This is a genomic window from Streptomyces sp. NPDC006197 (genome assembly GCF_040613865.1).
GTDB lineage: Bacteria > Actinomycetota > Actinomycetes > Streptomycetales > Streptomycetaceae > Streptomyces.
In genome coordinates, this window is record NZ_JBEXSZ010000046.1 from 24705 (window position 1) to 50989 (window position 26285).

General features: G+C 71.5%; 23 protein-coding genes. 11 read left to right on the plus strand and 12 right to left on the minus strand.

The features are described from left to right. Positions 1–11: 11 nt before the first annotated feature. From ABZ318_RS16860 to ABZ318_RS16885, 6 genes are all read right to left on the minus strand, one after another. Positions 12–464: a DUF6238 family protein gene (locus tag ABZ318_RS16860; protein ID WP_356903220.1), complete on the minus strand. Its 453-nt coding sequence runs from the start codon at positions 462–464 to the stop codon at positions 12–14. A 32-nt stretch (positions 465–496) separates the two neighbouring features. Further along, a complete protein-coding gene (locus ABZ318_RS16865; RefSeq protein ID WP_356903221.1) occupies positions 497–1969 on the minus strand; it encodes an SCO6880 family protein in 1473 nt (490 codons plus the stop codon). Positions 1970–2105: 136 nt separating this feature from the next. Next, a complete protein-coding gene (locus tag ABZ318_RS16870) occupies positions 2106–3521 on the minus strand; it encodes an ATP-binding protein (protein WP_356903222.1) in 1416 nt (471 codons plus the stop codon). A gap of 27 nt (positions 3522–3548) precedes the next feature. Next, the gene (locus ABZ318_RS16875) at positions 3549–4238 is read right to left on the minus strand and encodes a hypothetical protein (RefSeq protein WP_356903223.1); all 690 of its coding nucleotides are present in this window, start codon (positions 4236–4238) and stop codon (positions 3549–3551) included. Continuing rightward, a complete protein-coding gene (locus ABZ318_RS16880; RefSeq protein ID WP_030195549.1) occupies positions 4238–4546 on the minus strand; it encodes a DUF6112 family protein in 309 nt (102 codons plus the stop codon). The genes ABZ318_RS16875 and ABZ318_RS16880 overlap by 1 nt, the downstream gene beginning before the upstream one ends. Positions 4547–4634: 88 nt before the next feature. After that, positions 4635–5780: an NlpC/P60 family protein gene (locus tag ABZ318_RS16885; protein WP_356903224.1), complete on the minus strand. Its 1146-nt coding sequence runs from the start codon at positions 5778–5780 to the stop codon at positions 4635–4637. A 579-nt stretch (positions 5781–6359) separates the two neighbouring features. Between ABZ318_RS16885 and ABZ318_RS16890 the strand changes: the two genes are divergently transcribed. Continuing rightward, a complete protein-coding gene (locus ABZ318_RS16890; RefSeq protein ID WP_356903225.1) occupies positions 6360–7106 on the plus strand; it encodes a site-specific DNA-methyltransferase in 747 nt (248 codons plus the stop codon). A 97-nt stretch (positions 7107–7203) separates the two neighbouring features. On the opposite strand, the gene ABZ318_RS16895 is transcribed toward ABZ318_RS16890, so the two are convergent. Continuing rightward, on the minus strand, positions 7204–8139 hold the full coding sequence (locus tag ABZ318_RS16895) for an endonuclease NucS domain-containing protein (RefSeq protein ID WP_356903226.1): 936 nt from the start codon (positions 8137–8139) through the stop codon (positions 7204–7206). Between the two features lie 225 nt (positions 8140–8364). Here ABZ318_RS16895 and ABZ318_RS16900 point away from each other — a divergent pair, with 225 nt between their 5' ends. Together ABZ318_RS16900 and ABZ318_RS16905 are read left to right on the plus strand one after the other, a co-directional pair. After that, positions 8365–10248: an AAA family ATPase gene (locus ABZ318_RS16900; RefSeq protein WP_356903241.1), complete on the plus strand. Its 1884-nt coding sequence runs from the start codon at positions 8365–8367 to the stop codon at positions 10246–10248. Beyond that, complete coding sequence (locus ABZ318_RS16905; RefSeq protein WP_356903227.1) at positions 10245–12161, plus strand: UvrD-helicase domain-containing protein; 1917 nt, start codon at positions 10245–10247, stop codon at positions 12159–12161. Before ABZ318_RS16900 ends, ABZ318_RS16905 begins: the two co-directional genes overlap by 4 nt. Here the strand turns inward: ABZ318_RS16905 and ABZ318_RS16910 are convergent. Further along, a complete protein-coding gene (locus tag ABZ318_RS16910) occupies positions 12158–12397 on the minus strand; it encodes a helix-turn-helix domain-containing protein (protein WP_356903228.1) in 240 nt (79 codons plus the stop codon). The genes ABZ318_RS16905 and ABZ318_RS16910 overlap by 4 nt on opposite strands. 512 nt (positions 12398–12909) lie before the next feature. On the opposite strand from ABZ318_RS16910, the gene panD reads away from it, so the two are divergent. Together panD and ABZ318_RS16920 are read left to right on the plus strand one after the other, a co-directional pair. Then, entirely contained in the window at positions 12910–13335 is a 426-nt protein-coding gene (gene panD / locus ABZ318_RS16915) for an aspartate 1-decarboxylase (protein ID WP_356903229.1), read from the plus strand. Positions 13336–13802: 467 nt separating this feature from the next. Then, positions 13803–15167 (plus strand): transglycosylase family protein, encoded by a 1365-nt coding sequence (locus tag ABZ318_RS16920; RefSeq protein ID WP_356903230.1) that lies wholly within the window; start codon positions 13803–13805, stop codon positions 15165–15167. Here the strand turns inward: ABZ318_RS16920 and ABZ318_RS16925 are convergent. Continuing rightward, on the minus strand, positions 15048–16034 hold the full coding sequence (locus tag ABZ318_RS16925; RefSeq protein ID WP_356903231.1) for a DMT family transporter: 987 nt from the start codon (positions 16032–16034) through the stop codon (positions 15048–15050). The genes ABZ318_RS16920 and ABZ318_RS16925 overlap by 120 nt on opposite strands. Before the next feature lie 227 nt (positions 16035–16261). On the opposite strand from ABZ318_RS16925, the gene ABZ318_RS16930 reads away from it, so the two are divergent. The 3 genes from ABZ318_RS16930 to ABZ318_RS16940 all read left to right on the plus strand — a co-directional run bounded on the left by ABZ318_RS16930 (position 16262) and on the right by ABZ318_RS16940 (position 19063). After that, positions 16262–16984: a (2Fe-2S)-binding protein gene (locus ABZ318_RS16930; RefSeq protein WP_356903232.1), complete on the plus strand. Its 723-nt coding sequence runs from the start codon at positions 16262–16264 to the stop codon at positions 16982–16984. A gap of 60 nt (positions 16985–17044) precedes the next feature. Continuing rightward, positions 17045–18529 carry an SDR family NAD(P)-dependent oxidoreductase gene (locus ABZ318_RS16935; RefSeq protein WP_356903233.1) on the plus strand — a complete coding sequence of 495 codons (1485 nt, stop codon included), beginning with the start codon at positions 17045–17047 and terminating at the stop codon, positions 18527–18529. Between the two features lie 363 nt (positions 18530–18892). Continuing rightward, positions 18893–19063 (plus strand): hypothetical protein, encoded by a 171-nt coding sequence (locus ABZ318_RS16940; protein ID WP_356903234.1) that lies wholly within the window; start codon positions 18893–18895, stop codon positions 19061–19063. Between the two features lie 58 nt (positions 19064–19121). Here the strand turns inward: ABZ318_RS16940 and ABZ318_RS16945 are convergent, their stop codons facing one another. The 3 genes from ABZ318_RS16945 to ABZ318_RS16955 are packed head-to-tail and all read right to left on the minus strand — an operon-like array spanning position 19122 to position 21974. Continuing rightward, positions 19122–20549, minus strand: a complete 1428-nt coding sequence (locus tag ABZ318_RS16945) for a lipase maturation factor family protein (protein ID WP_356903235.1) — start codon at positions 20547–20549, stop codon at positions 19122–19124. Positions 20550–20571: 22 nt separating this feature from the next. Beyond that, on the minus strand, positions 20572–21114 hold the full coding sequence (locus ABZ318_RS16950) for a DUF1990 domain-containing protein (RefSeq protein WP_356903236.1): 543 nt from the start codon (positions 21112–21114) through the stop codon (positions 20572–20574). Further along, entirely contained in the window at positions 21111–21974 is an 864-nt protein-coding gene (locus ABZ318_RS16955; RefSeq protein WP_356903242.1) for a YndJ family protein, read from the minus strand. Before ABZ318_RS16955 ends, ABZ318_RS16950 begins: the two co-directional genes overlap by 4 nt. A 205-nt stretch (positions 21975–22179) precedes the next feature. Between ABZ318_RS16955 and ABZ318_RS16960 the strand changes: the two genes are divergently transcribed. From ABZ318_RS16960 to ABZ318_RS16970, 3 genes are all read left to right on the plus strand, one after another. Beyond that, on the plus strand, positions 22180–23334 hold the full coding sequence (locus tag ABZ318_RS16960) for a DUF6777 domain-containing protein (RefSeq protein WP_356903237.1): 1155 nt from the start codon (positions 22180–22182) through the stop codon (positions 23332–23334). A gap of 157 nt (positions 23335–23491) precedes the next feature. Then, on the plus strand, positions 23492–25471 hold the full coding sequence (locus ABZ318_RS16965) for a SpoIIE family protein phosphatase (protein WP_356903243.1): 1980 nt from the start codon (positions 23492–23494) through the stop codon (positions 25469–25471). Positions 25472–25579: 108 nt separating this feature from the next. Continuing rightward, on the plus strand, positions 25580–26285 hold a 706-nt coding region (locus tag ABZ318_RS16970; RefSeq protein ID WP_356903238.1), incomplete at its 3' end, for a wax ester/triacylglycerol synthase domain-containing protein.

A 26285-nucleotide genomic window follows, 5' to 3' on the forward strand; every position in this document is an offset into this window, starting at 1 on the left:
CAGGTGGCGGGTCAGCGGCGGACGAGGCCGGTGAACGGGGCGTGCAGGTCGGCCGGGGTCGTACGGCGGCGGACCAGGTGCGCGGTGCGCTGGTGGCGCTGGCAGATGGTCAGCTCCGGCGCGCCTTCGGGAAGGCCGGCCGGGCACGCCTTGTGGTCGAGCACCTCGCCGGAGTCCGGACGGGGAGCTGCGTGGTAGGCGGCGTGGAGATGGTCGGCGGCCTGCCAGATTCGGGTACGGGCAGCACGGAGGTGGTCGCCCTCTGCCGGCAGGAGCTGTCCGACGCGTCCGGCGTGGGCGTCGAGCAGCTCGTACAGCGAGACGAGATGGGAGTGCAGGGCGTCCAGCTCGGTGCGAGTGGTGACGAGCGGGGCGCCGGGGACGTTGAGCGCGCGGTGGAAGTCGAGCGCGGCGGTGGCGAAGGGCACGAAGTCCTGCGCGGTGGGACTGGGAGTGCGGGACACGGAAGTGCTCTTTCAGCTGGGGAGCGCCGGGATCACACGGCGAGGGCGAGCGGCAGGGCGGCGGCGGTGAATGCTTCGGCCTGCTGCCAGGTCAGCGGCCGAAGGTCGAGCTGGGCGCCGACGGCAGCGGTCTCCACGACCGCGCACGCGGTGCGCAGCTCCTCCTCGGAGTCGGCCGACACAGTCAGCAGCCCGGTCAGCGCGACGTCCGCGTGTCCGGCGATGAGCTGACGCTCGCGGGACTTGATGTCCTGGTACTCGATCGAGTCCGCCTCGGAGTCGACCTGCCCGCGCCGGGCCCGCTCGGCGGCATCGGCGATGATCGACGCCTTCTTGCGCTGGACGTCGCGCAGGGCGGCGTCCAGTCCCTTCGGCTCGTACGACAGCGACAGCGTGCGCCGGACCCCGCCGGTGAACAGGAGCTGGTGCAGGAAGCCCGCGCTGGTTTCGGTCCGGGGCCAGTCCTCCACCCAGTAGGTGGCGTGGACGGCCGAGTCGGTCGCGATGTGGTCCGCCTTCTCCACCACCACCACGGGGCCGGCAGCAGCGGCCTCGGCCTCGGGACGACCGGTAGCGGACCAACGGTCCAGCATCGCGAGGGCCTTGGGGTCGTACGCCGTACGTACGACGGCCGCGATCTCGCGGGCGGTGAGCCAGCCGGTGGGGCTGAGCCCGGCGGTCCGCGCGGCCTGCTCGAAGGTCGAGGTCAGCTGTGCCAGGACGCTGAAGGCCCCGGTCAGTCCGCCGCCGGCCTGGTTGATCAGCCGACGTGCCGCCTTGGTGTCCAGTGACAGCGCGACGTACGCCTCGTGCGGGGCCGCGGCCGGACCCGCATTCTGGATCAGCTCGTTGTAGATCGCGCCGGCCACCGGGGTGTCGGGACGGCCGTGCTCTTCCCAGTAGCGGCGCAGGCTGTCGCCGGAGTCCGGGACGGTGCGCTCGATCACCTGGACGCGGGCGATCTGCCCGGTCCGGGCGAGCGCGGCCAGAGCTCGTCCCCAGCCGCTGACGTTGGCGTGCTGGGTGCCCGGGTCGAGCAGGGCGTAGGCGCGGGAGGAGACCTTGACCACGGCGGTCAGCGTGCCGTTGTGCGGATTGTGGACCGCGCCGTACCGGCCATCGGGAGCGGTGGCCACGCGCAGGCTGGCGGCGGTGCCCGGCAGGTGGAGCAGACCCTCACGGGTCGGCCGGCGCGAGGGACGGGTGAGCCAGACGAGCTGGCCGCGCATCCGGCGCAGGGCGTACCGGACGACGATCGGAGCCCAGTCAGCCAAAGCGCGGCCCCGGTGGCGGACGAAGACGAACAGGGCGATGACAGCCCACAGAGGGATGAGCGCGAGCGCGCCGACCACGCCGCGGGCGAGGATCACGGCGAGCAGGAGAAGGCCGGTGAGGCCGGCGACGAGCAGCTGCGGGGCGGTCAGGCCGAGCAGGACGCCGCGCCTGCTGCGGTGGGGGAACTTCACGGTGGCCGAGGGGACTTCGGCCTGGTGCTTGCCGGACATGAGGATTCCAGACGATGGGAGCGAATGAAGGACGGGGCGCGCGGCGCTCTTCTGGAGGGCATGACAAAACTTCCTTGGTGGTCGGGCCAGGAGGGGGCGGGCTGTGGAGGGGCAGCCCGCCCCCGGCGGTGTCGGGTCAGGAACCCGCGGGCGGCTGGGTGGGGTACACCCAGTTCGTCGGCGTCGGGGAACCGGCGGCCGACGGCCCCGCAGACGGCGGCGCGACGGGGGCAGCCGTCCCCGGGAACGCGGGGCCGACGGACGGCAGGGAGGTCATGCTGCCGCCCGGAGCCGATGGGCCGGCCAGAACACCGGAGGGGACGGCCGGGCCTTGGACCTCGTCGGCGAAACTGGCTGCTTCGTTCCCGCCGGGCCGGGTGATGAGCGGAGGGATGCCGGGGCGCTGGATCAGGGCCCGGCCCTTGTCGCCGGTGGCGTTCGGGTCCTCGCCGTACCGGAAGCGGGTCTGCGGCTTGGGCGGGCCGGCGTCGATGCCTTCCTTGCTGAGGTTGCCGCCTGCGGGGTTGATACCGGAGGCGACACCGTCGGCACCCGCGCCGGGAACCTGGCTCGGCCCCTGGGGAGCAGGGGTTCCAGTCCCGACCCGCATCGCCAGGCTGGCGGCGGTCTTCGCCGCTCCGGCGGCGATGGCCATGCCGGCGACGCCGGTGCGGTGCAGGTCGTCGTGGCCGCCGCCGTCGCTCGCCCAGTGGACGAACTTGTACGTGGCGTAGGGACAGAGCAGCACCAGGACCATCACGACGATGCCGGCCATCGCGTCGGACAGGGCCGACAGCCCGTCGCCGGCGTCGCTCTTGCCCATGGCGGAGACGCCGATCAGGAAGACGATGGTCATCAGGAGTTTCGAGACGACCAGGGTGGCGGTGGCCTCGATCCAGCCGCGCCGCCAGCGCTTGGCGACCTCCCAGCCACCGCCGGCGCCGGCGAAGACGGCGAGGGAGACCATGATCAGGACGCCGACCTTCCGGGCGACCATGACGCCCCAGTAGAGGAAGGAGCCGATCGCGCAGCCCAGGGCCACCAAGGCGGGAACGCCCCAGCCCAGGCCGTACATCGCCCCCAGTAGGTTGATCTTCACCACGCGGCGGATCGCGTCGTCGATCGAAATGTTGGCCGCTTGGAACAGGCCGGCGGACAGGGCGTCGACCACGGTGATGGCGACGGTGGTGAAGGCGATCGCGCAGAAGCTGAACAGAATGCCGGTCATGGTCCCGATCGCGGCCTGGGCCAGCGCGCGCTCGTCCCGTCGCCAGGCGGCGAACATGAGCTGGATGCAGAACGTGCCGACGGTCAGCGCGAGCCCGATGGGCAAAAGCAGCTCGTAGTTGTCCCGGAACCATCCGGCGTTGAGGTCGATGGCAGTCGTCTGGTTGACAGCCTTGGCGGCGAGATCGGCCGCGCTGGCCGCCAGTTCACCTGCCGACTTCGCGATCCATGCCCCGATGCCGTCGGTGACGGCTCCGGCCGGGTTCGTGGCGAAGTCGACCGCGCCGCATACCTTGTCCATCAGCGGGAAGTCGCAGACTCCCATGGTGGTACCTCCTTTCTCGGATGGGGGTCAGGGCGCGACGGACGGCATGACGCCGACCAGGGCGCAGGGGCGGTCGGGACGGCACTGGACCGCGAGGGTGGTGGAACGGCTCTCCGCACCGCCGGCGGGCGAGCCCTTCCAGGCGATCGACTGTTTGCCGGAGACCGTGACGGCGTAGATGTACGCCTGGGTGATCGCGCCGGGGTCTTCCTGCAGGGCCCGGGTGAACGCGTTCGGGAAGTGCCCCTCGTGCACCTTGGCGGTGGTGAACTGGCCGTTGGCGGCCATCTCCCTCCACACGACGGCGGAGGGGATGGCCTTGTCGACCGAGGCCGGGTCGGCGTACTTGGCTTCCGTCGTCAGCCACCCGCGCAGAGCCTTTCGCAGCTCGGGCTGCGAGTACGCGCGGGTGTCGTAGGACCACAGCGCTGCCGCGGCTGCCTTCCCGAACGTGATCGGGTCGCGGGTCTTCGGCGGGACCGGAAGGGCACGCGGACGGGTGTGCGGCGTGAGCGGCCCGGACGGTGACGTGGGTGAGGAGGAGGCCGTGGGTGAAGTAGGTGGTGGAGCAGGAGTTTCGGCGGGGCTCCTGCCGTCGCGGGTGAGGTATGCGGCCAGGCCGGCGAGGGCGACGAGCACCACCAGGACGACGGTGCCGAGCAGTGCCCGGCGGCGCACGCGAGATGCGCCGCCGGGGTGAGCGGGGTGCTGGGCCATCAGTGGACCTGCGTCCCCAGCGTGCTGAAGAAGGCCACCACGCCGTTCGCCGCGCCGAGCAGAAGGGCCGCGCCGGCGCTCACCAGCACGCCCTTCTTGCCGTTGGCTTCGGCCTGGTGGCCGCCGGAGTGGTGGCCCCAGGCCCACACGCCCGCGCTGACGGCGAGGGCGCCGACCACGGCGATGAGGCCGAAGAGGTTGATGGAGCCCATCACCTGCTTGAGGACGGACAGGCCTGGCAGCCCGCCCTCGTTCGGCTTGATCCCGGGGTCGTAGGCGAGCTGTATGACCTGGTCGGCGAGATACATGGGGAACTCCAGTTCGATTACGTGCACGCCAAAGCCCGCGAGGGTGAAGTGGCAGTGCGAGAAAAGGGGAGAGGGGCAGAAGAGCCGGTCAGATCACTCGGCGGGCTGCGAGAATCCGCAGCTTCCAGCGCGCGAGGGTCGTGATGCGGACCACGTCACCGGTGCGCGGGGCGTGCACGATCAGGCCCTGCCCGATGAACATGCCGACGTGCTCGGGTACGGCGGGCGTGCCCTCGGTGAAGAGCAGGTCACCCGGCCGGAGGGCGCCGACCGACACCGCCTTGCCCTCCTTGACCTGCGTGTACGTCGTCCGCGTCAGGGCGACCCCGGCGGCCTTGTACGCCTGCTGCATCAGGGAGGAGCAGTCGCACCGGCCCATGGCGTCCTTGCCGTGGGAGTTCGTGCAGGTCCCGCCCCACTGGTACGGCGTGCCGAGCTGCCCGAGCGCCCACCGGATCGCCGTCTGAACTTCTCGCGGAGCGTTGGCGGGGATCTTGTAGTCGGCAGGCAGCGCGCCGGGCGGGATGGTGCCGAAGTCGGTCCCGTCCCCTTCGGCACTGCAACCGCCTGCGGTACCGGGCGCAGGACTGCCGGTGCCGGCCGGGTCGGACGGCGAGGGACGCGGCGACCCGTCGCCGGCCTTCGGCGGCAGGGGCTCGATGGCCTTCTGCAGGGCGGTGGCCAGCGGTTCCCACTTGGCGTACGCCTCCGGGAAGCCCGATCGCTGCACCGCCTGGGCGGCCTGGGTGATGGACAGGGACTGCCAGCCCGAGACCTTCTGCAGCCCCTCGTAGAACTTGGTCGAGGCGTGCACCGGGTCGAGGATCTGGTTCGCCGTGCCCCAGCCCTGCGACGGCCGCTGCTGGAAGAGACCCAAGCTGTCGCGGTCGCCCCAGGTCAGGTTCCGCAGGCCGCTCTCCTGCAGGGCCGTCGCCAGGGCCACGACCTGCCCTCGGGCCGGGATGTTCATTGCGACGCCGGTGGCCTGGATCGTCTTGGCGTTGGGCACCTGCTCGGCCGGGTCGTCGAGACCCGGCACGGAGATCGAGCCCTTGCCGCCGCCGTTCAGGATGGCCCTCACCTGACTGGCGACGGCAGCGGTATCCACACCCTGCGCACCTTCGGTCGAGCAGGAGGCCGAGGCGGTCCCGGCTCCGATGGCAAGGACCGGAACGGCCAGCAGCAGCGGGCCGGTTGCGCAGAGACCGAGGACGGCTCCGGTGGTCTTCTTCATCGCTGCCGTCGATCACCTAGGCGGCGGTACCGGCCGGGTGACGGCGGCGGGTCGGGGCGCGGAGGTATCAGGACATGCTGCATCGCAGCGGCTCCTCGGTGTTCGTAGGAGGCGCGGCGCCGACTTCTCGTGCAAAGCCGTCGGCACCGCGCCGATGTGCATCCGCCTCTCGGGCGGGCCCGGGTCAGGGGAGTCGGTAGCTCCCGGACACCGGTCTCAGGTCACGCGCGGCAGCCAGCCGCGCTCGTAATCTCAGGAAGAACACCCAGGGCTCCTGACGGCAGGGGAAACGAGGGAACGGTGCTTCCCGTGCGCTGCTCGATTGGACCGGGCAACACGGATACGCACAGGTCAACGGGGTGGAGCAGGGCTCAGGTCCGGCGACACGGCGAGACAGTAGACCGCGGATCCGGCCGCACCAAACGGTCCCCGAGACCGACCTCGAGCCACCGCCGCCTCGTTAGGTCCGGCCGGAAACCACGGCTAACCTCCGGCTCAACCCCGCCAGAGACGAGCGCCGTTGCGCGTTGTCCGGCACGGGCCCAAGACCCTCCGCGCCCCCGAAGAGAGGCCCTCCCCATGAGCTACACGCTGCACCGAGGCGACGCCCTGACCGTGCTGAAGTCGCTTCCGGACGAGAGCGTCAACGCCGTGATCACCGACCCCCCGTACAACTCCGGCGGACGCACGAGCTCGGAGCGCACCGGACGGACCGCGCGGGCCAAGTACGTCACCAGCAACTCGGCGCACGACCTCGCCGACTTCCCCGGCGAGAACCGCGATCAGCGCTCCTATCGTTCCTGGCTGACCGAGCTGCTCACCGAGGCGTACCGGGCCTCCACCGAGCACGCGGTGGCCATGGTCTTCACCGACTGGCGCCAGGAACCGACGACGTCAGACGCCCTGCAGATGGCAGGCTGGACCTGGAGCGGCACCATCCCGTGGATTAAGCCCGCCAGCCGGCCTCGCAAGGGCGGGCCGAAGCAGGACTCCGAGTTCATCGTCTGGGGCGTCAAGGGATCCCTCGACAACACCCGCGACCTCTACCTGCCCGGCCACTACATCGCTTCCCAGCCCCGCAAGGATCGGGTCCACATCACCCAGAAGCCCGTCGAGATCATGCAGCAGCTCGTACAGGTTTGCCCCAAGGGTGGCACCATCCTCGACCCGTTCACCGGCAGCGGCTCCACGGGCGTCGCGGCCCTTCGCGAGGGACGTCGCTTCGTGGGCATTGAGCTGTCCCCGCACTACGCCGACGTGGCCGAGCAGCGGCTCCGCGCCGAGCTGACCAAGGGCGACTTCGACCTGGCCGGACCGGAGGCGTGATCATGAGAGCGGAGAGAGCCCGGACTGGCGGGCCGCAGACGCCGAAGGGCGGCTGGAACATCGAATGACCGATGCGCCAGCCGCCCTTCTCGTTGCGTCACGCCGCCTCGAACGCCCGCCGGATCAACGGCGCCGCCTTCTCTAGATCAACCGCCGAGACGAGACGTACCTCCAGGTCTCCGGTCCCCAGATGCCCGATACCGCGCATGTCCCGGGTGAAGCCCTCCTCCAGCGCTACCGCGTCCGGGTCGAGTCTGAGATAGACCAGGATCGCCCCGTGCTTCGGACGGAAGATCACCGACGCGACGTTCACCAGCCGCCGGTAGGCGATGTAGTGCCGCAGCGGCGCCACCTCGACTTCGCCCCACGCCGTGAGCGCCTCGTCCAGCTCCGCGTACAGGTCCCGCAAGGACTCCGGCACGAGGCTGGCCCCTGTCGGCGCAGGAGTCGCGGGTGCCGCCGGCGCGCTGCCGACCACCGCGTTCCGCTCCCGGCTCCGCCGAGACGAAGCGGCGCTCGCTGAGCCGGGCGAGGAGTCGACGAGCAGCAGGCTCAGCAGACCGTCCTCGAAGACCCGGTAGCGCACCAGGTCGATCCGCTCGGGCAGCCACTGCACGGCCACCCGGTCGTGGTGGGAGAAGCCGGCCGCGATGCAGACCATCCGCGGACGACGCCAGTCGATCGATTCGACCGCCTCCGCGCCCAGCACCTTCCGGACGAGCGCCTCGAACTCGTGCCGCGCCGAACGCAGCCACGTCAGGTACGAGACGGCCTGCGACAGCACCCCGCTGTCGGAGCCCCGCTTGAACTCGATCACCACCGGGCTGCCATTCTCATCCAGCCCCAGCGTGTCGATCCGCCCCCGATGCCACGGACCAGTCGCGTACTCCGACGCCACGAACCGGATACCGAGCATCTGCTCCAGCCCGGCCTCGACCCGCCGCTGCAGCTCCACCTCCAGCGCCACCGTCGAACCGGACAGCTCGACATCCCGCCCGTCCGCGTCCTGCCGGAACAGCATCAGCTCGGCCACACCAGCACCCTCCCCATGATCTCTACAGGAAGACCAATCGACGCTGGGCTTGGGGTATTCCAGATTCGGGTCATCTCCTCAGCTGCCTACCAGGCACAGCGATCCGCCTCGCGGGCAACCGGGGCGGGCATATGATCCGTGGGTAATCCGCTTACGGGTGGGGCACTTGAGGCGGTTGTCTTCGCCTGCGCCCGCTCGGGCGCAGGCCCCTTCGGCAGGGGGGCCATGTACCTAGCGCGACTGCGTGCCGAGAACTTCAGGATCTTTGGCGCTACGGCACAAGAGGGTGACGGTCCGGGCGAGTCGCTAGACGTCTCGTTCAGTCCAGGGACGAATGTCCTGGTGGGCGAGAACGACAGCGGGAAGACTGCGATCGTCGACGCTATTCGCCTGTGCTTGCAGACTGCGGCGGCGGACTTCTACCGAATATCTAGAGACGACTTCCACGTCAGTGACAGTGGTAGGGCGGAGACCTTCTCGATCTCCTGTCGGTTCGAGGACCTGTCTACGGAGGAGCAGGCCGCCTTCCTGGAGATGCTCACGAACGACGGTCGTGGCAACGCTGTCCTGGACATCACCTTCAAGGCACAGCTCATGGACCCGCTCCGGAATCGCGTGTCCTGGAGCACGCGCACCGGCGAGAGCGGGAAGGGGCCCGCTCTCGACGGGGCGGCGCGCGAGTTCCTCAAAGCCACCTACCTCCGCCCGCTACGAGACGCCGAAGCCGAACTCCGCTCAGGGCGAGGGTCCCGACTGTCGCAGATCCTTGCCAGCTATCCAGCGATGATGGACCAGGGCAAGGATGACTTCGACGCGAACGACGACTCGGCTTCCACGCTCGTAGGAATCCTCAGCCGTGCCGAACACCACATCGGGAAGAACGCAGCCGTTACCGCAGCCCGAGATGACATCAACACGGCGTACCTGCAGAAGTTCGCTATCGGCGGGGACGTCCTTCGCGGGAAGATCGGAGTCGCGGGCGACGCGTCGCTGGCCCGAGCCCTGGAGAGACTGGAGCTGACCTTGTTCTCGGCGTCCGACGAATGGACCCGTCGAGGACTGGGCTACAACAACGCGCTGTTCATGGCCGCAGAGCTCTTGCTGCTCGGGAAGGGTGACATCGCGCCGCTGCTGCTCATCGAGGAGCCGGAGGCGCACCTTCATCCACAGCTTCAGGCCCGGATCATGGACCTGCTGCGTGAGCGGTCGGAAGAGGCCGCAGAAGCCGAGACGGCCCCCGTCCAGGTCATCCTGACCACGCATAGTCCCAACCTGGCTTCGTCCATGCCGGTCGGGTCCCTCACGATGGTGGCCCGCGGGCGTACGTTCAGCCTGGCACCTGAGCACACCAAGCTCGACGACGGCGACTACGCTTTTCTCTCCCGCTTCCTGGACGTGACCAAGGCCAACTTGTTCTTCGCCCGCGGCGTTGCGGTCGTGGAGGGCGATGCCGAGGCGATCTTTCTTCCCGCTCTTGCCAAGGCCATGGGCCGATCGTTCAACGAACGCGGCATCAGCGTTGTGAACGTCGGGCACGTCGGACTGTTCCGGTACAGCAGAATCTTCCAGCGCGACGGCGAGCAAATTCCCATCCCTGTGGCCTGCATCAGGGACCGGGACCTCGTACCGAAGGACACCCCGGCCAAGATGAGGGGCGAGCTGCGCTGCTCGGCGGAGATGACGCCGGCTGAGATCGCCGAGCACGTCGCCGGCCTCAAGAGCGAGGACAGCGGACCGGTAGAGACCTTCGTCTCAGACTCCTGGACCCTCGAGTACGACCTTGCGGCGGCCTCCTGGCCCATGGCCACCCTGATGCACCAGGCGGTCCGTGCCGCTCGTTCCTCTGAGAGCTCGTGGCCGGGCGCAGAGAAGCTCAAGAAACTGGCTGACGCTGCGCGGGAGGAGGTGGAGACGTGGAAGGCGGACGACATCCCACTGGCGATTGTCGCTCTGCGCATCTATGAGCCCTTGAAGTTGAACAAGGCCAGCAAGTCAATTGCAGCCCAGCACGCGGCTGACCTCCTTGAGGTCACGAACCTTACGGAAGACGACCTGCCTCCCTACCTGATTGCTGCATTCGGCCACCTATGCGGCGAGGAGGAGCGGTGAAGCCTCCGTACCTGCCCGATGCCCTTGCGAAGGACAAGGTCGAGAGCCTTGCCCAGATCCTCGGCCTCGACTTGCCCCATGCCGAGCAGTGGGACTTCGTACAGAGCGAGCTCTCCCAGGACCTCCAAGCGGCCCCCGGTTCCGGCAAGACCACGCTGATCGGACTCAAGCTGGCCCTGCTCGCCGGCGCATGGACCTCGCGGACCCAAGGAATCTGCGTCCTCTCGCACACGAACACCGCGAAGAACGAGATCATCAACCGCCTCACAGCGGTTCCCGACGGACGACGGTTCCTCCAGTACCCGCACTTCATTGGGACGATTCAGTCCTTCGCCAACACCTTCCTCGCCCTGCCGGCCATCCGCGCCTTGGGCTACGAAGTGCAGGCTGTGGACGATGACGTCTACGAAGCAGCGGCCCTGCGTCTGCTGGAGCGTCGCGAGTTCAGCACTCTCCGGAGCTTCCTGAGTCGTCGCCGCGACGGGCTCGACTCCGCTGCCCAGTCCGTCTTCGTCTGTGAGGCCGGAAAGCTGAAGGTGGTCGGCCCCCGCGGCAGCACCCCGGCCGATCCTGACACGACAGCCAGTGGCCGGCAGTACGACCGTCTGAAGAGACAGCTGGCCAAGGAAGGAGTGTTCCGCTATGACGACATGTACGCGATCGCGGAGTGGTACCTGATACGGAACCCCGCCATCGCGATGGCGGTATCGCAGCGCTTCCCATTCGTGCTGCTCGATGAGATGCAGGACACCAGCGATGTGCAGCAGCACCTGCTGGACCTCGTCTTCTCCTCCGGTGCAGTCGTCCAGCGCGTGGGGGACGTGAATCAGGGGATCTACACGGACGGGACGCCGGCTTCGCCGAGGGCGTCAGCATTTCCGGCCCCGTTGGCCGCCGAACTACCCGTCAGCCAGAGATTCGGACCCAAGATCGCGGACATGGCGAGCGCTCTCACCATCCGACGCCGGCAACGGATCAGCGGTGCCGGCCCGGACACACAGATCGGCCTGCTCCTCTTTGACGACCATTCCGTCCGTGAGGTCGTGCCGGCGTTCGAACGTATGGCACATGCTCTCGTTCCGCCTGAAGTGCTGGTCCGAAACCCGCCCCGAGTACTCGGAGCACGACTGGCCAAGGGAACATCACCCGCGTATCCGCAGTCGCTCATCTGTTATCTCCCTGACCATGCTCCAGCAGGACGTGTCTCTGCGCAGAGGGACCTGATCAGTACCGTTCGCGTTGCAAGGGCACGATGGGCAGCCGGCGGTGGTGACCACGAAGCCGTAGCCGAGCTGTGGGAAGGCGTTCGCACGACCATGAGGCCAGCCCTCACCGTGCCCCTCCCATCTCTGAGCCGCCTGGAACGCTCCATGACCACGGCAGGCGGCCAGCTGCGGATGGTCCTGCGCGAGCTGCTCATGGGCTCCGGCGACGCTGACGAAACGGCCTGGAAGTCTGCGACGGCACGACTCCTCGAACTCGTTCCCGACCTCGCACAAGTGCCGCTGCGAGACGCTGCCGCACTTGCGGAGAGCCTGAGGTTTGTCTCACGGCCGGAGAGCACTGTCATTGACGTCGTAACCGACCGCAACGATCAGGACCCGCCACTACAAGTACCCTCCGTTGCCGGGTCCATCCAGGGAGCCAAGGGGGAGACCCACGCAGCAACACTGCTCCTTGAATGCCTGGACAGGAGAGGCAGCAAGCACGACATCCAGGAGACGCTCAAGCTCCTGGCCGGAGGCGACATCGAGCGCGCCCAGGTGACCGTGCAGCGCGCTGCACAGCTCATCTTCGTCGGGGCCACCCGCCCCACGCACCTGCTGATGCTGGCCACCCATCGGCAGCACGCTGCGCCCTACACGGAGGAACTTGTTGCCCGAGGCTGGAGCATCCACGAGACCAGCGACTAGTGGATCTTCTGCTGCTCCAGCCATTTGAATACCTCGGTCCTCTTGTAAAGGACCTTGGCGTTCTTGCCTCGGCCGAGTTTGTACCCCTTCAAGCCCAGTTTCGATGCTTCCCTGTAGACCCAGCTCGCGGACATGCTGAGCATCGCGGCGACCTCGGAGGTCTCCAAGAGGATGGGCTCGACGGGCTGGCGCCTGCGCGGTCGGTCGTTTTCGGAGGGGTGGGGCTGCGGTTCCATGGGGGAGACGGCTCCTCGAGGCTGCTCTGGGGCTGATCGCAGTGCCGGGTCGCGCTCTGCTCTGGCCGGATTCCGGAGATTCTTGGCGGCCGCCCTGTGCCACTGCCAAGGGGCACCGGGCGGACCATGGCCAGGGTCGTGAGGATCGTCGGCTTCGTCGACCCGGGATTCGCTGCTAGGTTGCCGCGCCGCTTCGAGGGTTCCTGCGGTGGCGGGGCCCTCGCGGATGTAGGGATCGGGAGGCGTGTCGCCGATCCGTCGGGGTGACGGTGATCACGGGGGCTCGTGGGCGAGAGCTGCGTAGGCTTGTGGAGTCGTCGTGGTCGGTCCTGAGGGGCGGGTGAAGCCCCCCGGCATTCCCTGATGGCGCGTCAGGAAAGTCAGCAAGTGGTCAGCATCAGTCCTGAAAAACCTGGGGACAGCTGCCTGAACTTGCGACTCGTTGTAGGGTGTGGAAACAGCCCTTGACCTGCAAAAACGCAGGCAGGGAGCCTATGTCCAGGAGTACCTCGATGATACGAACGATATTCAAGTCCAAGATCCACCGCGCCACCGTGACCCAGGCCGACCTGCACTACGTCGGTTCGGTCACCGTCGACGCGGAGCTCATGGAGGCGGCCGATCTGCTGCCCGGTGAGCTGGTCCACATCGTCGACATCGACAACGGGGCCCGTCTCGAGACCTATGTCATCGAGGGCGAGCGCGGTTCCGGAGTCATCGGGATCAACGGCGCCGCCGCCCACCTCGTGCACCCCGGCGACCTGGTGATCCTCATCAGCTACGCGCAGATGGAGGACGCGGAGGCGCGGGCCTTCGTGCCGCGTGTCGTGCACGTCGACGGCGACAACCGCATCGTGGAGCTGGGAGGCGACGCGTCCGCTCCCGTTCCCGGCAGTGACACGGTGCGCCCCCCGCACGCCGTGCCCGCCTCCGTCTGAGCGGCGGAAGCCTTCGGGACCCTGGTGACCGCCGGTCGCCGGGGTCCTCTTCGTAAGGGGCCCGGCTGACCCGGAGGGCGGGGTCCGGCGGGCGCGGCCGGGGCGGCGGGGCGACCCTGGAGAGGGGGAGACCCCGTGAAGGAGACCCGTCGACCGAGAGGTCCGTGATGACCCACCCCTTCCCCGATCCGCTGCCCCCGTCGCCGATCCCGCCCCCGGTTCCCTCGCCGCCGCCGGTGCCCCCGCCGAACCCGGTGCCGGCCCCGCCGGATCCCGCCCCTCCGCCGGCTCCCCAGCCGGGTGGGCCCGTACCGGACCCCGAACCCCGGCCCGAACCGGGGCCCGCCGGCGGGCGACCGGAGTCGACGCAGAGGTGACAGAAGGGACTTGAGCTTCCGCGCGACCCTTGTCACGGAGCGTGCGCCACCCCTAACTTGGACGGCTGCTGCTGTGTTCAAGGGGGGCCCATGGCCGTACGCGGACGTCACCGCCGCCACCAGCCGAGCCGGATCAACCGTGCCTCGCTCACCGTCACGGCGGGAGGCGCCGGCATGGCGCTGCCGCTGATCGGGGCGGGCGCCGCGCACGCCGCCTCGCTCGACGTCTGGGAGAAGGTCGCGTCCTGCGAGTCCTCCTCCAGCTGGCACATCAACACGGGCAACGGCTACTTCGGCGGCCTCCAGTTCAGCCAGTCCACCTGGGAGCGGTACGGCGGCACGCACTACGCGCCGCGCGCCGACCTCGCCTCCAAGGACCAGCAGATCGCGATCGCCGAACGCGTCCTGAAGGGCCAGGGGCCCGGGGCATGGCCGTCCTGCGGCCCCCGGGCGGGGCTCGCCCGGGGAGGGGAGGCGCCGGACGCCACCACCCGGGGTGCCGGGCCGGCCGGCGGCGGGAACGCGGTCCGCGCCGCGTCCCTGCCGGGGCAGCGCCTCTTACCCGAGCAGGCGGCGCACCGCGCGAGCCCGACCACCGTGCCCACCGTGCGCGAGATGTACACCGTGACGCCCGGCGACTCCCTGTCGGAGATCGCCCGCGACGAGCACGTCAAGGGCGGCTGGCAGCGCCTGTACGAGACCAACCGGTCCGTCGTCGGCGACGACCCCGACCTCATCCGGCCGGGCCAGCGCCTGACCCTGCGCATCACCGCCCCCAGGAAGGCGGAGAAGGCCGCCCCGCCCCCCAGGGCCGCCCGACCGGTCAAAGCCACGCCCCCCAAGACCGCGCCCCCCAAGGCGGCCGCGCCCAAGGCGGCGCTCCCCGAGAAGCCCCTGGCAGGGCCCGACGCCCGCCCCTCCGCGAGGCCGTCCGCCAAGCCGGCCCCGAAGCCCGCGGCCAAGCCGCAGACCAGGCCGAGCCCCAAGCCGCACACCCAGCACACCCCGAAGCCGAGCCATAAACCCAAGCCCGCTTCCCAGCCGGCCGGACACGCCTACTCCGCGCCCGTCTCCGCGGACATCGGCACCCGGTACGGCACCCGCGGTTCCTCCTGGTCCAGCGGCTACCACACCGGGGTCGACTTCCCCGTGCCCACCGGCACCTCGGTCAAGGCCGTGGCCGGCGGCCGGGTCGTCTCCGCCGGGTGGGGCGGCGCGTACGGCTACCAGATCGTCCTGCGGCACGACGACGGCCGCTACAGCCAGTACGCGCACCTCTCCGCCCTCACCGTCCGCGAGGGCCAGCGGGTGCACGCAGGGCAGCGCATCGCGCGCTCAGGATCGACCGGCAACAGCTCGGGACCGCACCTCCACTTCGAGATCCGGACGGGTCCCGGGTACGGCTCCGACATCGACCCCCTGGCGTATCTCAGGGCGCGGGGAGTCTCCGTCTGACGCGGACGGCACCTCCGGCGCCGATGACGGTGACTCCCGTCCGACCGTCATGCGGTCCAGCGTGAGCTGGACGAGGCCGGCCGCCGCGACCGTGCCGCAGACCAGCGCGGCGACGGTGCCCGCCGTGCCGTGGCGGAAGCCCTCGCCGAACAGCGTCAGGCCCACCGCCGCCGCGACCACCGGGTTCACCACCGTGACGGTGGCCAGCGGGGCGGCGAGCCCCGCGCCCCGGTAGGAGGCCTGGGAGAGCAGGAGGCCGGTCACCGCGAACACGGAGAGGACGAGCAGCCCCGTCCACTCGGCGAGCGGGGCCCGGGGCGTCCACTCCTCGGCCACGGCCTTGGTGAGGACCGAGGCGATGCCGAAGGAGACGCCCGCCGCCGCGGCGAGCACGACGCTGCGCAGCACGGACCGGCCCACCAGGTGCGCGGCCGTGAACAGGACGACCACCGCGCCGAAGGTGGCCCCCGCAAGCAGCCACCGCTCCCCGTCGGCCAGGGCCCCGGCCTCCGCGCCGCTGGTGAGGCTCAGCAGCCCGGCGAGGCCCGCCGTGGCCATCAGCGCGCCGCGCCAGGCCCGCCGCCCGGCCCGGCGGCCGACGAACAGGGCCGCCATGGGCAGCGCGAAGACGATCGTCAGGGCCCCCAGCGGCTGGACCAGGCTGAGCGGCCCGTACGCCAGGGCGGCGACGTGCAGGGTCGCGCCGACGCCGTTCAGGAGGACGGACACCCACCAGGCGGGGCTGCGCAGCGGCGCGTAGCGCGGGCCCGCGGCGGAGGACGCGACGCCCTCCTGCACGATCGCCGCGGCCGCGTAGGCGACCGCGGAGGCCAGGGCCAGGACGACGGACAGCATGAGTGGACTCATACCTTCCACGATCTCTCTTCCCGGCCGTCCGCGTCGTCGTACCAGGGGACGTCTTCGCGGGTACCGCCGACGCAGTACACGGCCCCCGCGTACGCCCCGGGGCGTACGCCCGCGCAGGTCGGAAGGGGTGCAAAGCGGCCTTTACGGTCCCCTCGCGAGAGCCTGGGAGGGCTTCGGAGAAGTTACGGTGGGGGCCGACGACAGGACTCCGGGGCGGGGGCGTGCGCATGGGACTCGGCGCGAGCGGTGACAGCGGGTCGCCGGGCGGCTTCTTCGCCCTGCGGACCACCGTCCCCGCGACCGGCGGCGCGCACCGCCCGCTCGCCCGGCTGTACGCGGGGGAGGACGGCCCCCTCACCGCGCGCGTGGACCACGTCACCGCCCGGCTCGGCGTCCCCGAGCGGCGCGTCGGCGCCTCCGTCGCCCACCTCGGGCTCGTCGCCCGGCTCTGGTCCGTCGCCCTCGGCCCCGCCGCGCTCCACGGCCGCTTCCCGGCCCTCGACCCCGCCGAACTGTTCTGGGACGGGGCGCTGACCTCGCCCGACGACCTGTGGTGGGCCGGCTCCACGACCCGCCCCGCGACCGTGGCCGAGCTGCGCGCGGCCGTCCAGGAGGCCCATCTCGTCCCGCTCCACGAGGCACTGCGCCGCGACGGGAACGTCTCGGCGCGCCTGCTGTGGGGCAACGCCGGCTCCGCCCTCGCCGGCGCCCTGCGCGAGCTGACCCGCTGGGCACGCGCCCACGGGCGGCCGGAGGCCGCCGAGCGGGCCGCCGCCCTGGTCTCCGGCCTCCTGGACCACCCGGACCTCGCCGGGACGGTCCGCGGCCCCCGGCTGCGGCGCACCAGCTGCTGCCTCTACTACCGCGCCCCGGGCGGCGGGCTGTGCGGCGACTGTGTCTTCGACCACGCCCCCCGAACGGGTTTGGAGGCGCGGCCCCCCGCTCCGTAAAGTTGGGTCTTTGAAAGCCCGCGAGCGGCGACGTACGAGCGAACGAGGAACCCGAAGGCCATGACGGTGACCGAAGAATTCCAGGACTACGGGCCGGGCATCGACCCCGAGCGCCTGGCCGTCTGCCTGAGCGTCCTCGACGAGCTCGACAAGATCGACGTCGACCACCCGGACGCGATCACCGTCCGGCGCGCCACCGCCGGGATCTACCGGACCGTGAAGCAGCGCCGCCGCCAGGAGCGCCGGGCCGCGAAGACCGCGAACGACAAGGCGGTCACCGAGGCCACGGCCACCGGCTCCGCCCAGCGCATCGACGACGAGACCGAGGGCCTCCTGCCCACCTCGGTCACCGAGGAGGGGCGGATCGCGGGGATACTCCAGCGTCCGCGCTCCTGCTACGTCTGCAAGACGCGGTACGTCGAGGTCGACTACTTCTACCACCAGCTCTGCCAGCCCTGCGCGGCGCTGAACCGGGCCAAGCGCGACGCGAGCGCCGACCTCACCGGCAAGCGCGCGCTGCTCACCGGCGGCCGGGCCAAGATCGGCATGTACATCGCGCTGCGGCTGCTGCGCGACGGCGCCCACACCACCATCACCACCCGCTTCCCCAAGGACGCCATCCGCCGCTTCAAGGCGATGGAGGACTCCGCGGACTGGATGCACCGCCTGGAGGTCGTCGGCATCGACCTGCGCGACCCCGCCCAGGCCGTCGCGCTCGCCGACCGGATGACCGAGGCCGGCACGCTCGACATCCTCATCAACAACGCGACGCAGACCGTGCGCCGGCTGCCCTCCGCCTACGCCGCCCTCGTCGACGGCGAGGCGGCTCCGCTGCCCGCCGGCGAGCTGCCCGCCCACCACGTCATCGGCGCGTTCAACTCGGGCGCGGTCGGCGAGCTCGTCGGCTCGTCCGAGCTCCCCGCCGGCGTGCGGGACCTGGAGGCGCAGCAGGTCGCCGACCTCGCGCTGGTCGCGGGCAACGCCAGCATCGCCCGGCACCTCGACGGCACCGCCATCGACGCGGGCGGCCTCGTGCCGGACGTCGTCGAGTCCAACACCTGGGTGCAGAGCATCGAGCAGATCTCCCCGGTGGAGCTCCTCGAGACCCAGCTGTGCAACTACACGGCGCCGTTCATCCTGATCAGCAAGCTGCGTCCGGTGATGGCCGAGGCGGCGAAGAAGGCGGCCAGCGGCCGCGCCTACGTCGTGAACGTGTCGGCGATGGAGGGCGTCTTCAGCCGCGGCTACAAGGGCGCCGGCCACCCGAACACCAACGCCGCGAAGGCCGCGATGAACATGGTGACGCGGACCAGCGGCCAGGAGATGTTCGAGACCGACGGCATCCTCATGACCTCGGTCGACACCGGCTGGATCACCGACGAGCGCCCCCACTTCGACAAGCTGCGCCTCGCCGAGGCCGGTTTCCACGCCCCGCTCGACCTCGTCGACGGCGCGGCCCGGGTGTACGACCCCGTCGTGCGCGGCGAGGCGGGCGAGGACCTCTACGGCTGCTTCCTGAAGGACTACGCCCCCGCCAACTGGTAGACCGCCTGGACGCAGCCCCTGGCAGGCCCTACGGACGGCGGCCCCAACGCCGCCCCCTACGGACGGCGGCCCGAAGGCCGCCCTCGTACAAGCGGCTCCACGTTCCGGCAAGAGCGCCCCATCGGCCTGATGGGGCGCTTTTCCGTCTTGCTTCACCCGATTGCGTCACACTTTGGAGCCCGGTAGAGCGCGGGGGCGCTCATTTGGTTAGTCTGATGCCCACGGTCGGCCACCGAGGACACACACCGTCTTCACGGCCTTCCTGGGACAGGCCTTCCACCAAGGCCGCGGTCCCGCCACGAACGGCGCCACCGCGACCGACCGGCATTTGTCCCACAGGTACGCGACACAAAGGAGTGCGCGGTGACACCCGAACTGACGAAGCAGGAACCGCGACCGGCCGAATGCAACGACCGGCCGCGCCGGAACGGCGAGCTGGGCAGCCTCGACGTGTGGGCCCACGCGGCCCCGATCCGACTCGCGGGCTACGAGGAGGACCTCGCCGAGCCCCACATCCTGCCCGGCATCGACTGATCCCTCCGCTTCACCCCGGGTGCCCCCCGGCCGTTCCCGGCCGGGGGCACCGGTGCGTTCAGCGGGACGTGCCCGTGGGTTCCCGCAGCCGGGTCGGCGGCAGGTACTCCCGCACCAGCGTCCGGTGCCACCAGGCCCCGGTGGTCCGGAGCTCGCGCCAGGTCGTGTAGCGGTAGCGGTACAGCCGGGCGCGGACGAAGGCCGGCGGGGCGTCCGGGAAGGGGTTGTGGGCGAGCAGCCGCAGGGTGTCCCGGTCGCCGTCGAGCAGCCGCTCGACGAAGGGCCCGAACCACGCGCGCGCGTACCCGGGGGAGAGCGCGGCGAACCACATCAGCCAGTCGAGCCGCAGGTGGTACGGGGCGAACTGCCGGGGCAGCCGGCGGGGATCGCCCGGCTTGCCCTTGAAGCCGTACTCGCGCCACACCGTGCCCGGGCGCGGCTCCGGGGCGTCGGTGCCCTCGACGACGATCTCGTCCCGGACCCGGCCGACGGTGCCGAACGCGCCGTAGCTGTTGACCAGGTGGTACGGGTCGTACGAGCGGTTCATCGCCTGGCGCCGGGAGAGCAGGTTGCGCACCGGGCCGTAGCTCCGGACCAGGACGAAGACGGTCGCCGCGACCACCACGACCACGTACCAGAGCGGCGGATCCGGCTGGGGGTGCTCGCCGGTGAGCGGGGAGGCGTCCACGACCGACAGGGCGAGCACGATCGTGATCCAGTTCAGCCAGGCGAAGTTGCCGGAGAGCACCAGCCACAGCTGGGTGGCCACCATCAGACCGGCCGCCACCGTGGCCACCGGCTGCGGGGTGAAGAGCAGGAACGGCACGAGCAGCTGGACGACGTGGTTGGCCGCGACCTCCACCCGGTGCAGCGGGCGGGGCAGATGGTGGAAGAACCAGCTCAGCGGGCCGGGCATCGGCTGGGTCTCGTGGTGGTGGTAGAGGCAGGTCAGGTTCCGCCAGCAGGGGTCGCCGCGGATCTTGATGAGTCCGGCGCCGAACTCGACGCGGAAGAGCAGCCAGCGCAGCAGGAACAGAACGAGGACCGGCGGGCCCGTGTCGTCGTTGCCGAGGAGGACCGCGAGGAACCCGGTCTCCAGGAGCAGGGACTCCCAGCCGAAGGAGTACCAGGTCTGACCCACGTTCACGATCGACAGGTAGAGCCCCCAGAGCACCAGCCACAGGAGCATCGAGACCGGCAGCGGCACGGCGTCCCCGGCGCCCGCGACGAGCGCGAGGGCGAGGGCGGCGCCGGACCAGGAGACGGCCGCGAAGAGCCGGTCGGAGTAGCGCCAGTGGAAGAGGGAGGGCGTGTGGCGCGGGCGGGTCCGGCGCACGTACTCCGGCACGGGGAGCATGCCGCGCTCCCCGATCAGCGCCCGGAACTGGAGGGCTGCCGACAGGAACGCCACGCAGTACAGCCCGGCGAGGCCCCGCTGGAAGACGATCCGGCTCAGCCAGTGGTCGGGCGCGGTGAACCACTCCATCCCTTCCAGTATCGGCCCGGGCTCATGCCTTGACGAGGCGCCGGAGGGTCCGGCCGAGGAGGCGGGCGTACGCGTGCTGGAGCCGCGGGATCACGGGTCCGGCGAGCCGGGTGTACCAGGTGGCGGGCCTGCTGAAGGCGGTGACCGTGAAGCGGACCGCGCCGTCCGGCTCCAGCTCGACGACGAATGACTCCTCGCCGCACTCCGCGTGCCCGCTCAGGGTGCCGTAGGCGAAGCCGATGCGGTTCTCCTCGTACGCCGTCCAGATCACCGAGCAGGGGACGCCGATGCGGAACGGGCCGGCGCCCAGCGACACCTCCAGGTGGACGCCGGGCTCGGCGCGGTCGGCGTCGGCGCGGACGCGCGCCCCGGAGGCGCGGTGCATCCGCCAGGTGGTGACGGCCGCCCCGGCGGTCTCGAAGGCGGCCCTGCCGTGGCCGACGACCGCGCTGTGCCGCAGGTGGTGGTAGCCGGCGGGGAGCGCCTCGGGGGTGCGGGTGGCGCCGACCTCGCGGTAGGTGAGGCGCGGGGCGGGGCGGGAGAGGTCGTGCGTGAGGCGGGTCATGCCGGAAGCTCCGTTCGGGGGAGAGGGGCCGAAGAGGTGTGGTCCGTTGCCAGGCGGCGCCGGGCGAGGAGGGCGCAGACGGCGAAGCCGAGGGCGTTGCCCAGGCCGTGCGTGGCGGCCGTCCAGGTCAGGGAGAGGTGCGGAAGCCCGGTCGCCTCGCCCAGCGCCCAGCTGAGGGCGAGCAGCATGGTGGCGACGAGGACGAGGGCGGAGACGGCGAGGAGACCGCGGGTGAGCCGGTCGGCGGCGAGTTCGCGGCGCTCCCGCAGGGTCAGCACGGAGACCGCGGCCATGCCGGCCGTCAGGACGACGGCCCCCGCGAGCTCGGCCCAGTCGTCGACGAAGTAGCCGAGCAGGACGAGCAGGGTGCCTGCGGGGACGCTGAGCGCGGCGAAGCGGGCGGCGGGACCGTCGGACGTGCGGCTGACGAGCCCGGCGACCAGGGCGGCGGCGAAGCCGGCGAAGTGGAAGTGCGGGACGGTCAGCGCCAGGATGTCCAGGTCGAAGCCGAACAGCGGGTACGAGGCCCGCTCGGCGACGAGCGCCAGACCGGCGACGGACGGGGCCGTCAGGGCGGAGAGGACGGCGAGCTCGCTCGGCCGGAGCGAGCGGGTCAGCATCAGCCTGGCCGGGGCCTGGAGCGCGAGCGCCAGGGTGGCGAGGGCGTACACCGCGGCGAGCGCGGTGGCGGCCGCGGAGCGGGGCAGCCAGAGGGCCAGGGCGCCGGGGACGGCGAGCAGGGGCCAGGCGCGCCGGAGCGGGGCCAAGGCGGGCGGCCGGGGGCCGTCGAGGAGCGCGAGCCCCGTCGGGACGACCCAGAACATGCCGATCATCACGACCGAACTCACCAGGACCGACAGCACGGTCATACGACGCCACCCCCACTTGAACGTGTTCAACTGGCGAGTCGAGCGTAGGGCTTTTCTTGAACGCGTTCAAGTCGCTGGTCGGCGCGACCCGGTCGGCCGCTCTCCGCTTGCGGGGCCCCGCGCGCTGCGACAGACATGAGGCACTGGCCGGAACCGGGCACCGGGCCCGGGGGAGAGAGAAAGTCGGGAGAACAAGGTGCGCTCATCCCTCCGCCGGACGCGGCGGACCCGCCCCGCGGCCGCGGGCCTCGTCTCGGCGCTGCTGCTCGCGGGCTGCTCCTCCACCTGGGAAGGCGCCGGCGGCGAACCGGCCCCGGCCCCCGCCCAGGACGTCCTCCTCCAGCCGCTCGGCGCCCGTGGGCCCGACCCCTTCACCGCCTCCACCGTCCGGAACACCGCACCGCCCGCCGCCCCCGACCGGCAGCCCGACGACGGCGGCCCGCAGGTCCGCGAGGTCACCGGCTCCACCCCCGGCCTCTACGGCGGCACGCGCGCGATCGGCAGCTGCGACGTCGAACGGCAGGCCGCCCTCCTCACCGCGGACCGCACCAAGGCGCGTGCCTTCGCCGAGGCCGCCGGCATCCCCGAGACCGGCGTCGCCGACTGGCTCCGCGGACTCACCCCGGTCGCCCTGCGCGCCGACACCCGCGTCACCGACCACGGCTACCGCGAGGGCCGCGCCAACGCCTTCCAGGCCGTGCTGCAGACCGGTACGGCGGTCCTCGTCGACCAGTACGGCGCCCCGCGCGTCCGCTGCGCCTGCGGCAACCCGCTCCGCAGCCCCGCCGCCGACACGAGCGGCATCCACCGGGGCGACCCGTGGGACGCCTTCGACCCCGACCGCGTGATCACCGTCCGGCCCACCACCTCCGTCGTCACCAGCCTGGTCATCGTGAACACCACCGACCGCACCTGGATCGAGCGGCGGACCGGCAGCGACGGGGACCAGGACAAGAAGCCCGCCGTGGAACCGGCCTGCGACCCCGACACCTGCGCCCTCGCCGACCCCGGCACGCCCGACCCGAGTGCGCCCGACCCGAGCACCCCCGACGGCCCCACCTCTCCGGACCCGGCCTCCCCGGACCCCGTCCGGCCCGACCCCACCACCCCGCTGCCCGACGCCCCCGACCCGTCCGGCACCGGGGGCACGGGCACCGATCCGACGGCCCCGACGCCGCCGGCCCCCGACCCGTACACGGAGCCCTACCCCGACCCGTACACCGAGCCCTTCCCCGACCCCTTCGGGCCACCCCCCTCCGAGCCGCCCACCGTCCCGGACGGGACGGTGCCGCCCGAGGAGCTCTTCCCGGCCGGTCCGGTGCCCGACCAGCCGGAGACCTTCCAGGGGTGAAGGGGATCTTCCTGGTGCGCACCGGCGGGGCTGCGCCTAGCGTGGCCCCATGAGCGCGGGCAGCGGGGGCGGCGAGGCGATCGCACGGCCGGGCCGTGCGCCGGACGAGTCGGGCCCCGGGGCTCGGATCCTCGCCGACTACGGCTCCGCCTTCCGCATGGGCGGCTTCGACTGGGACCTGCTCAGCGGGACCATGGCCATGGACGACGCCGCCCTCGACGTCTTCGACATGGGCCGCGACGAGTACGACGGCAGACCCGAGACCCTGGGCTCGCGCGTGCTGCCGGACGAGGGCCGCCAGCTCGACACCCTCGTGGCCCAGGCGCTCAAGGACGGCAGCGAGGAGTACGGCGCGTACTTCCGCATCCGCCGCCGGGACGGCAGCCACCAGTGGACCCACACCCAGGGCCTCGTCCACCGCGACGACACCGGTCGCCCCGTCCGCATCGTCGGCATCCTGCGCGACGCCACCCACGAACTCACCGAGTCCGCCGCCCGGCTCGGCCTCGACGAGGGACGCCGGAGGCGCGCCGGCGTCGTCGAGGGCACCACGGCGGCCCTCGCCTACGCCCGGACCGTGCAGGACGTCATCGACCTGCTCAACGACTCCCACGCGCTCGAACACTTCGGCGCGGCCAGTCTCGTCATGGGCCTCCTCGAAGGCGGGCGCATCCACCTCGTCGCCGAAGGGCCCGACGGGGCCTTCGTGCCGGGCACCCGGTTCACCCGGGTGGACGAGCCGTACCCGATGAGCGAGGTCATCAGGACCCTGCGCCCCCGGTTCATCGACTCGGCCCGGGACTTCGCCGACTCCTACCCGGTGCTCTGGCCGCACATCAGCGGGCTCGGCATCACCGCCGCCGCCTATCTGCCGCTCATCGCCCAGGCCCGGCCCATCGGCGCGCTCGGGCTGCTCTACAGCGACAGGACCGGCTTCAGCGAGGACGAGCGGACCCTGCTCGTCGCCCTCGGCAGCAGCATCGCCCAGAGCCTCCAGCGGGCCATGCTCTACGAGCAGGAGCACGACCTCGCCGAAGGGCTCCAGCAGGCGATGCTGCCGCGCCGGATCCCCGAGGTGCCCGGCGCCCAGACGGTGGTCCGCTACCGCTCGGCCCGCCTCGGGCGGGACGTCGGCGGCGACTGGTACGACGTCATCGCGCTGCCCGGCGGCCGGGTCGGCTGCGTCATCGGCGACGTGCAGGGCCACGACACCCACGCGGCGGCCGTCATGGGCCAGCTGCGGATCGTGCTGCGCGCCTACGCCGCCGAGGGCCACCCCCCGGCCACGGTGATGGCCCGCGCCTCGGTCTTCCTCCACGAGCTCGACACCGAACGCTTCGCCACCTGCACCTACGCGGAGGTCGACCTCGCCACCGGGGTCGTCCAGGTGGTGCGCGCCGGCCATGTCGACCCGCTGATCAGGGAGATCGACGGCGGCTGCCGCAGGCTCCCGGTCGACGGCGGGCTGCCGCTCGGGCTCTCCGCGGAGTTCGGCCGCCTCGACTATCCGGTGACCACCCTGGAGCTGGACCCCGGCCGGACGCTGATGCTCTACACCGACGGCCTCGTGGAGAAGCCCGGATCCGACCTCGACGAGGGCCTGCAGTGGCTCTCCTCGCTCGTCCGCCGCGGCCCCGCCGACCTCCAGCAGCTCGCCGACCACCTCTGCGACGTCGTCGCCGAGCGGGGCGGCGAGGACGACGTCGCGATCCTGCTGCTGCGCCGCCACGGCACGTACCACCCGCAGGGCACCGGCCGCTTCCAGCAGCACGTCGCCCAGAACGATCCGGAGGCGCTGAGCTCCGCCCGGCACATGATCCGGGCGGCCGTCCGGGCCTGGGGCGCGGGGGAGCGCGCGGACGAGATCGAACTGGTCGCCGACGAGCTGATGACCAACGCCCTGATGCACACCGACGGCGGAGCGATCGTGACGCTGCGGATCCTGACCGGGCCCCCGCGGCGGCTGCGGGTGGAGGTGGAGGACCGGTCCAGCGCACTGCCCCGGCGCCGCGAGGCGGGGGAGGCGGGGGTGTCCGGACGGGGACTGCTCCTGGTCGACCGGCTCTCGGACGCGTGGGGCGTGGAGTCGCGGGGCGGCGGCAAGTGCGTGTGGTGCGAATTCACCGTGGAGCATTGAACGTGTTAACCGAGCGTGAACTGATCGTACTTGACCGTAACTGACGGTATGCGATTGACTTCGCTCACCGGTCTCACCGCGCAGGAAATCGCAGGACAAGAGGACAACTTGAGCAGCGAGCTACTGGCACCCCTGGACCTGGCCTTCTGGCACCTGGAATCCACCGAGCACCCCCTGCACCTCGGGGCCCTCGCCCACTTCGGCCCCCCGCCCGCCACCGCCGGGCAGGAGCCCCCCGACGTCCTGGAACTGCTCGCCCGGCGGGCCGCCGCCGTCCCCCGGCTCCGGATGCGCGTCCGCGACGTCCTGTTCCCCGTCGGCGGCGCCGCCTGGAGCGCCGACCCCGACTTCGACGTGCGCCGGCACGTCCGCGAGATCGCCCTCCCCGGCGCCGACTTCACCGCCGAGGCCACCCGGCTCGCCGCCGAACTCATGGAACGACCCGTCGCCCGCGGCCTGCCGCCCTGGGAGATGTACCTGCTCAGCGGCGCCCCCGACGGCTCCTTCGCCGTCCTCGTCAAACTCCACCACGCCCTCGCCGACGGCATGCGGGCCGTCGCCATCGGCGCCGGGATCTTCGACGAGATCGCCGCGGGCCGACGCCCGGCCCGCCGCACCCGCCCCGTCCCCCCGCGCTCCTGGCTCCCCGGCCCGGGCCGCCTCCTCGGCATCGCCCGCGACCGCCTCGGCGACCTCGGCCGGGCCGTCGAGGTCGGCGCCTCCGTCGTCGGCTTGTATTCCTCCACAACCGTGGCTCCCAGCTCGCGCACGATCAGGTCGTGCCCGGAGAGCGCGGAGTCGACGAGGTCCGGGT

What these genes read in the sequence shown, in the direction of transcription:
- ABZ318_RS16965 (WP_356903243.1), top strand. Translation starts at nt 23,492, where the DNA reads ATGGGCGGCTTCGACTGGGACCTGCTCAGCGGGACCATGGCCATGGAC.
- ABZ318_RS16950 (WP_356903236.1), bottom strand. Translation starts at nt 21,114, where the DNA reads ATGACCCGCCTCACGCACGACCTCTCCCGCCCCGCCCCGCGCCTCACC.
- ABZ318_RS16925 (WP_356903231.1), bottom strand. Translation starts at nt 16,034, where the DNA reads ATGAGTCCACTCATGCTGTCCGTCGTCCTGGCCCTGGCCTCCGCGGTC.
- ABZ318_RS16900 (WP_356903241.1), top strand. Translation starts at nt 8,365, where the DNA reads ATGTACCTAGCGCGACTGCGTGCCGAGAACTTCAGGATCTTTGGCGCT.
- ABZ318_RS16920 (WP_356903230.1), top strand. Translation starts at nt 13,803, where the DNA reads ATGGCCGTACGCGGACGTCACCGCCGCCACCAGCCGAGCCGGATCAAC.
- ABZ318_RS16875 (WP_356903223.1), bottom strand. Translation starts at nt 4,238, where the DNA reads ATGGCCCAGCACCCCGCTCACCCCGGCGGCGCATCTCGCGTGCGCCGC.
- ABZ318_RS16880 (WP_030195549.1), bottom strand. Translation starts at nt 4,546, where the DNA reads ATGTATCTCGCCGACCAGGTCATACAGCTCGCCTACGACCCCGGGATC.
- ABZ318_RS16870 (WP_356903222.1), bottom strand. Translation starts at nt 3,521, where the DNA reads ATGGGAGTCTGCGACTTCCCGCTGATGGACAAGGTATGCGGCGCGGTC.
- ABZ318_RS16885 (WP_356903224.1), bottom strand. Translation starts at nt 5,780, where the DNA reads ATGAAGAAGACCACCGGAGCCGTCCTCGGTCTCTGCGCAACCGGCCCG.
- ABZ318_RS16865 (WP_356903221.1), bottom strand. Translation starts at nt 1,969, where the DNA reads ATGTCCGGCAAGCACCAGGCCGAAGTCCCCTCGGCCACCGTGAAGTTC.
- ABZ318_RS16945 (WP_356903235.1), bottom strand. Translation starts at nt 20,549, where the DNA reads ATGGAGTGGTTCACCGCGCCCGACCACTGGCTGAGCCGGATCGTCTTC.
- ABZ318_RS16910 (WP_356903228.1), bottom strand. Translation starts at nt 12,397, where the DNA reads ATGGAACCGCAGCCCCACCCCTCCGAAAACGACCGACCGCGCAGGCGC.
- panD (WP_356903229.1), top strand. Translation starts at nt 12,910, where the DNA reads ATGATACGAACGATATTCAAGTCCAAGATCCACCGCGCCACCGTGACC.
- ABZ318_RS16890 (WP_356903225.1), top strand. Translation starts at nt 6,360, where the DNA reads ATGAGCTACACGCTGCACCGAGGCGACGCCCTGACCGTGCTGAAGTCG.
- ABZ318_RS16930 (WP_356903232.1), top strand. Translation starts at nt 16,262, where the DNA reads ATGGGACTCGGCGCGAGCGGTGACAGCGGGTCGCCGGGCGGCTTCTTC.
- ABZ318_RS16935 (WP_356903233.1), top strand. Translation starts at nt 17,045, where the DNA reads ATGACGGTGACCGAAGAATTCCAGGACTACGGGCCGGGCATCGACCCC.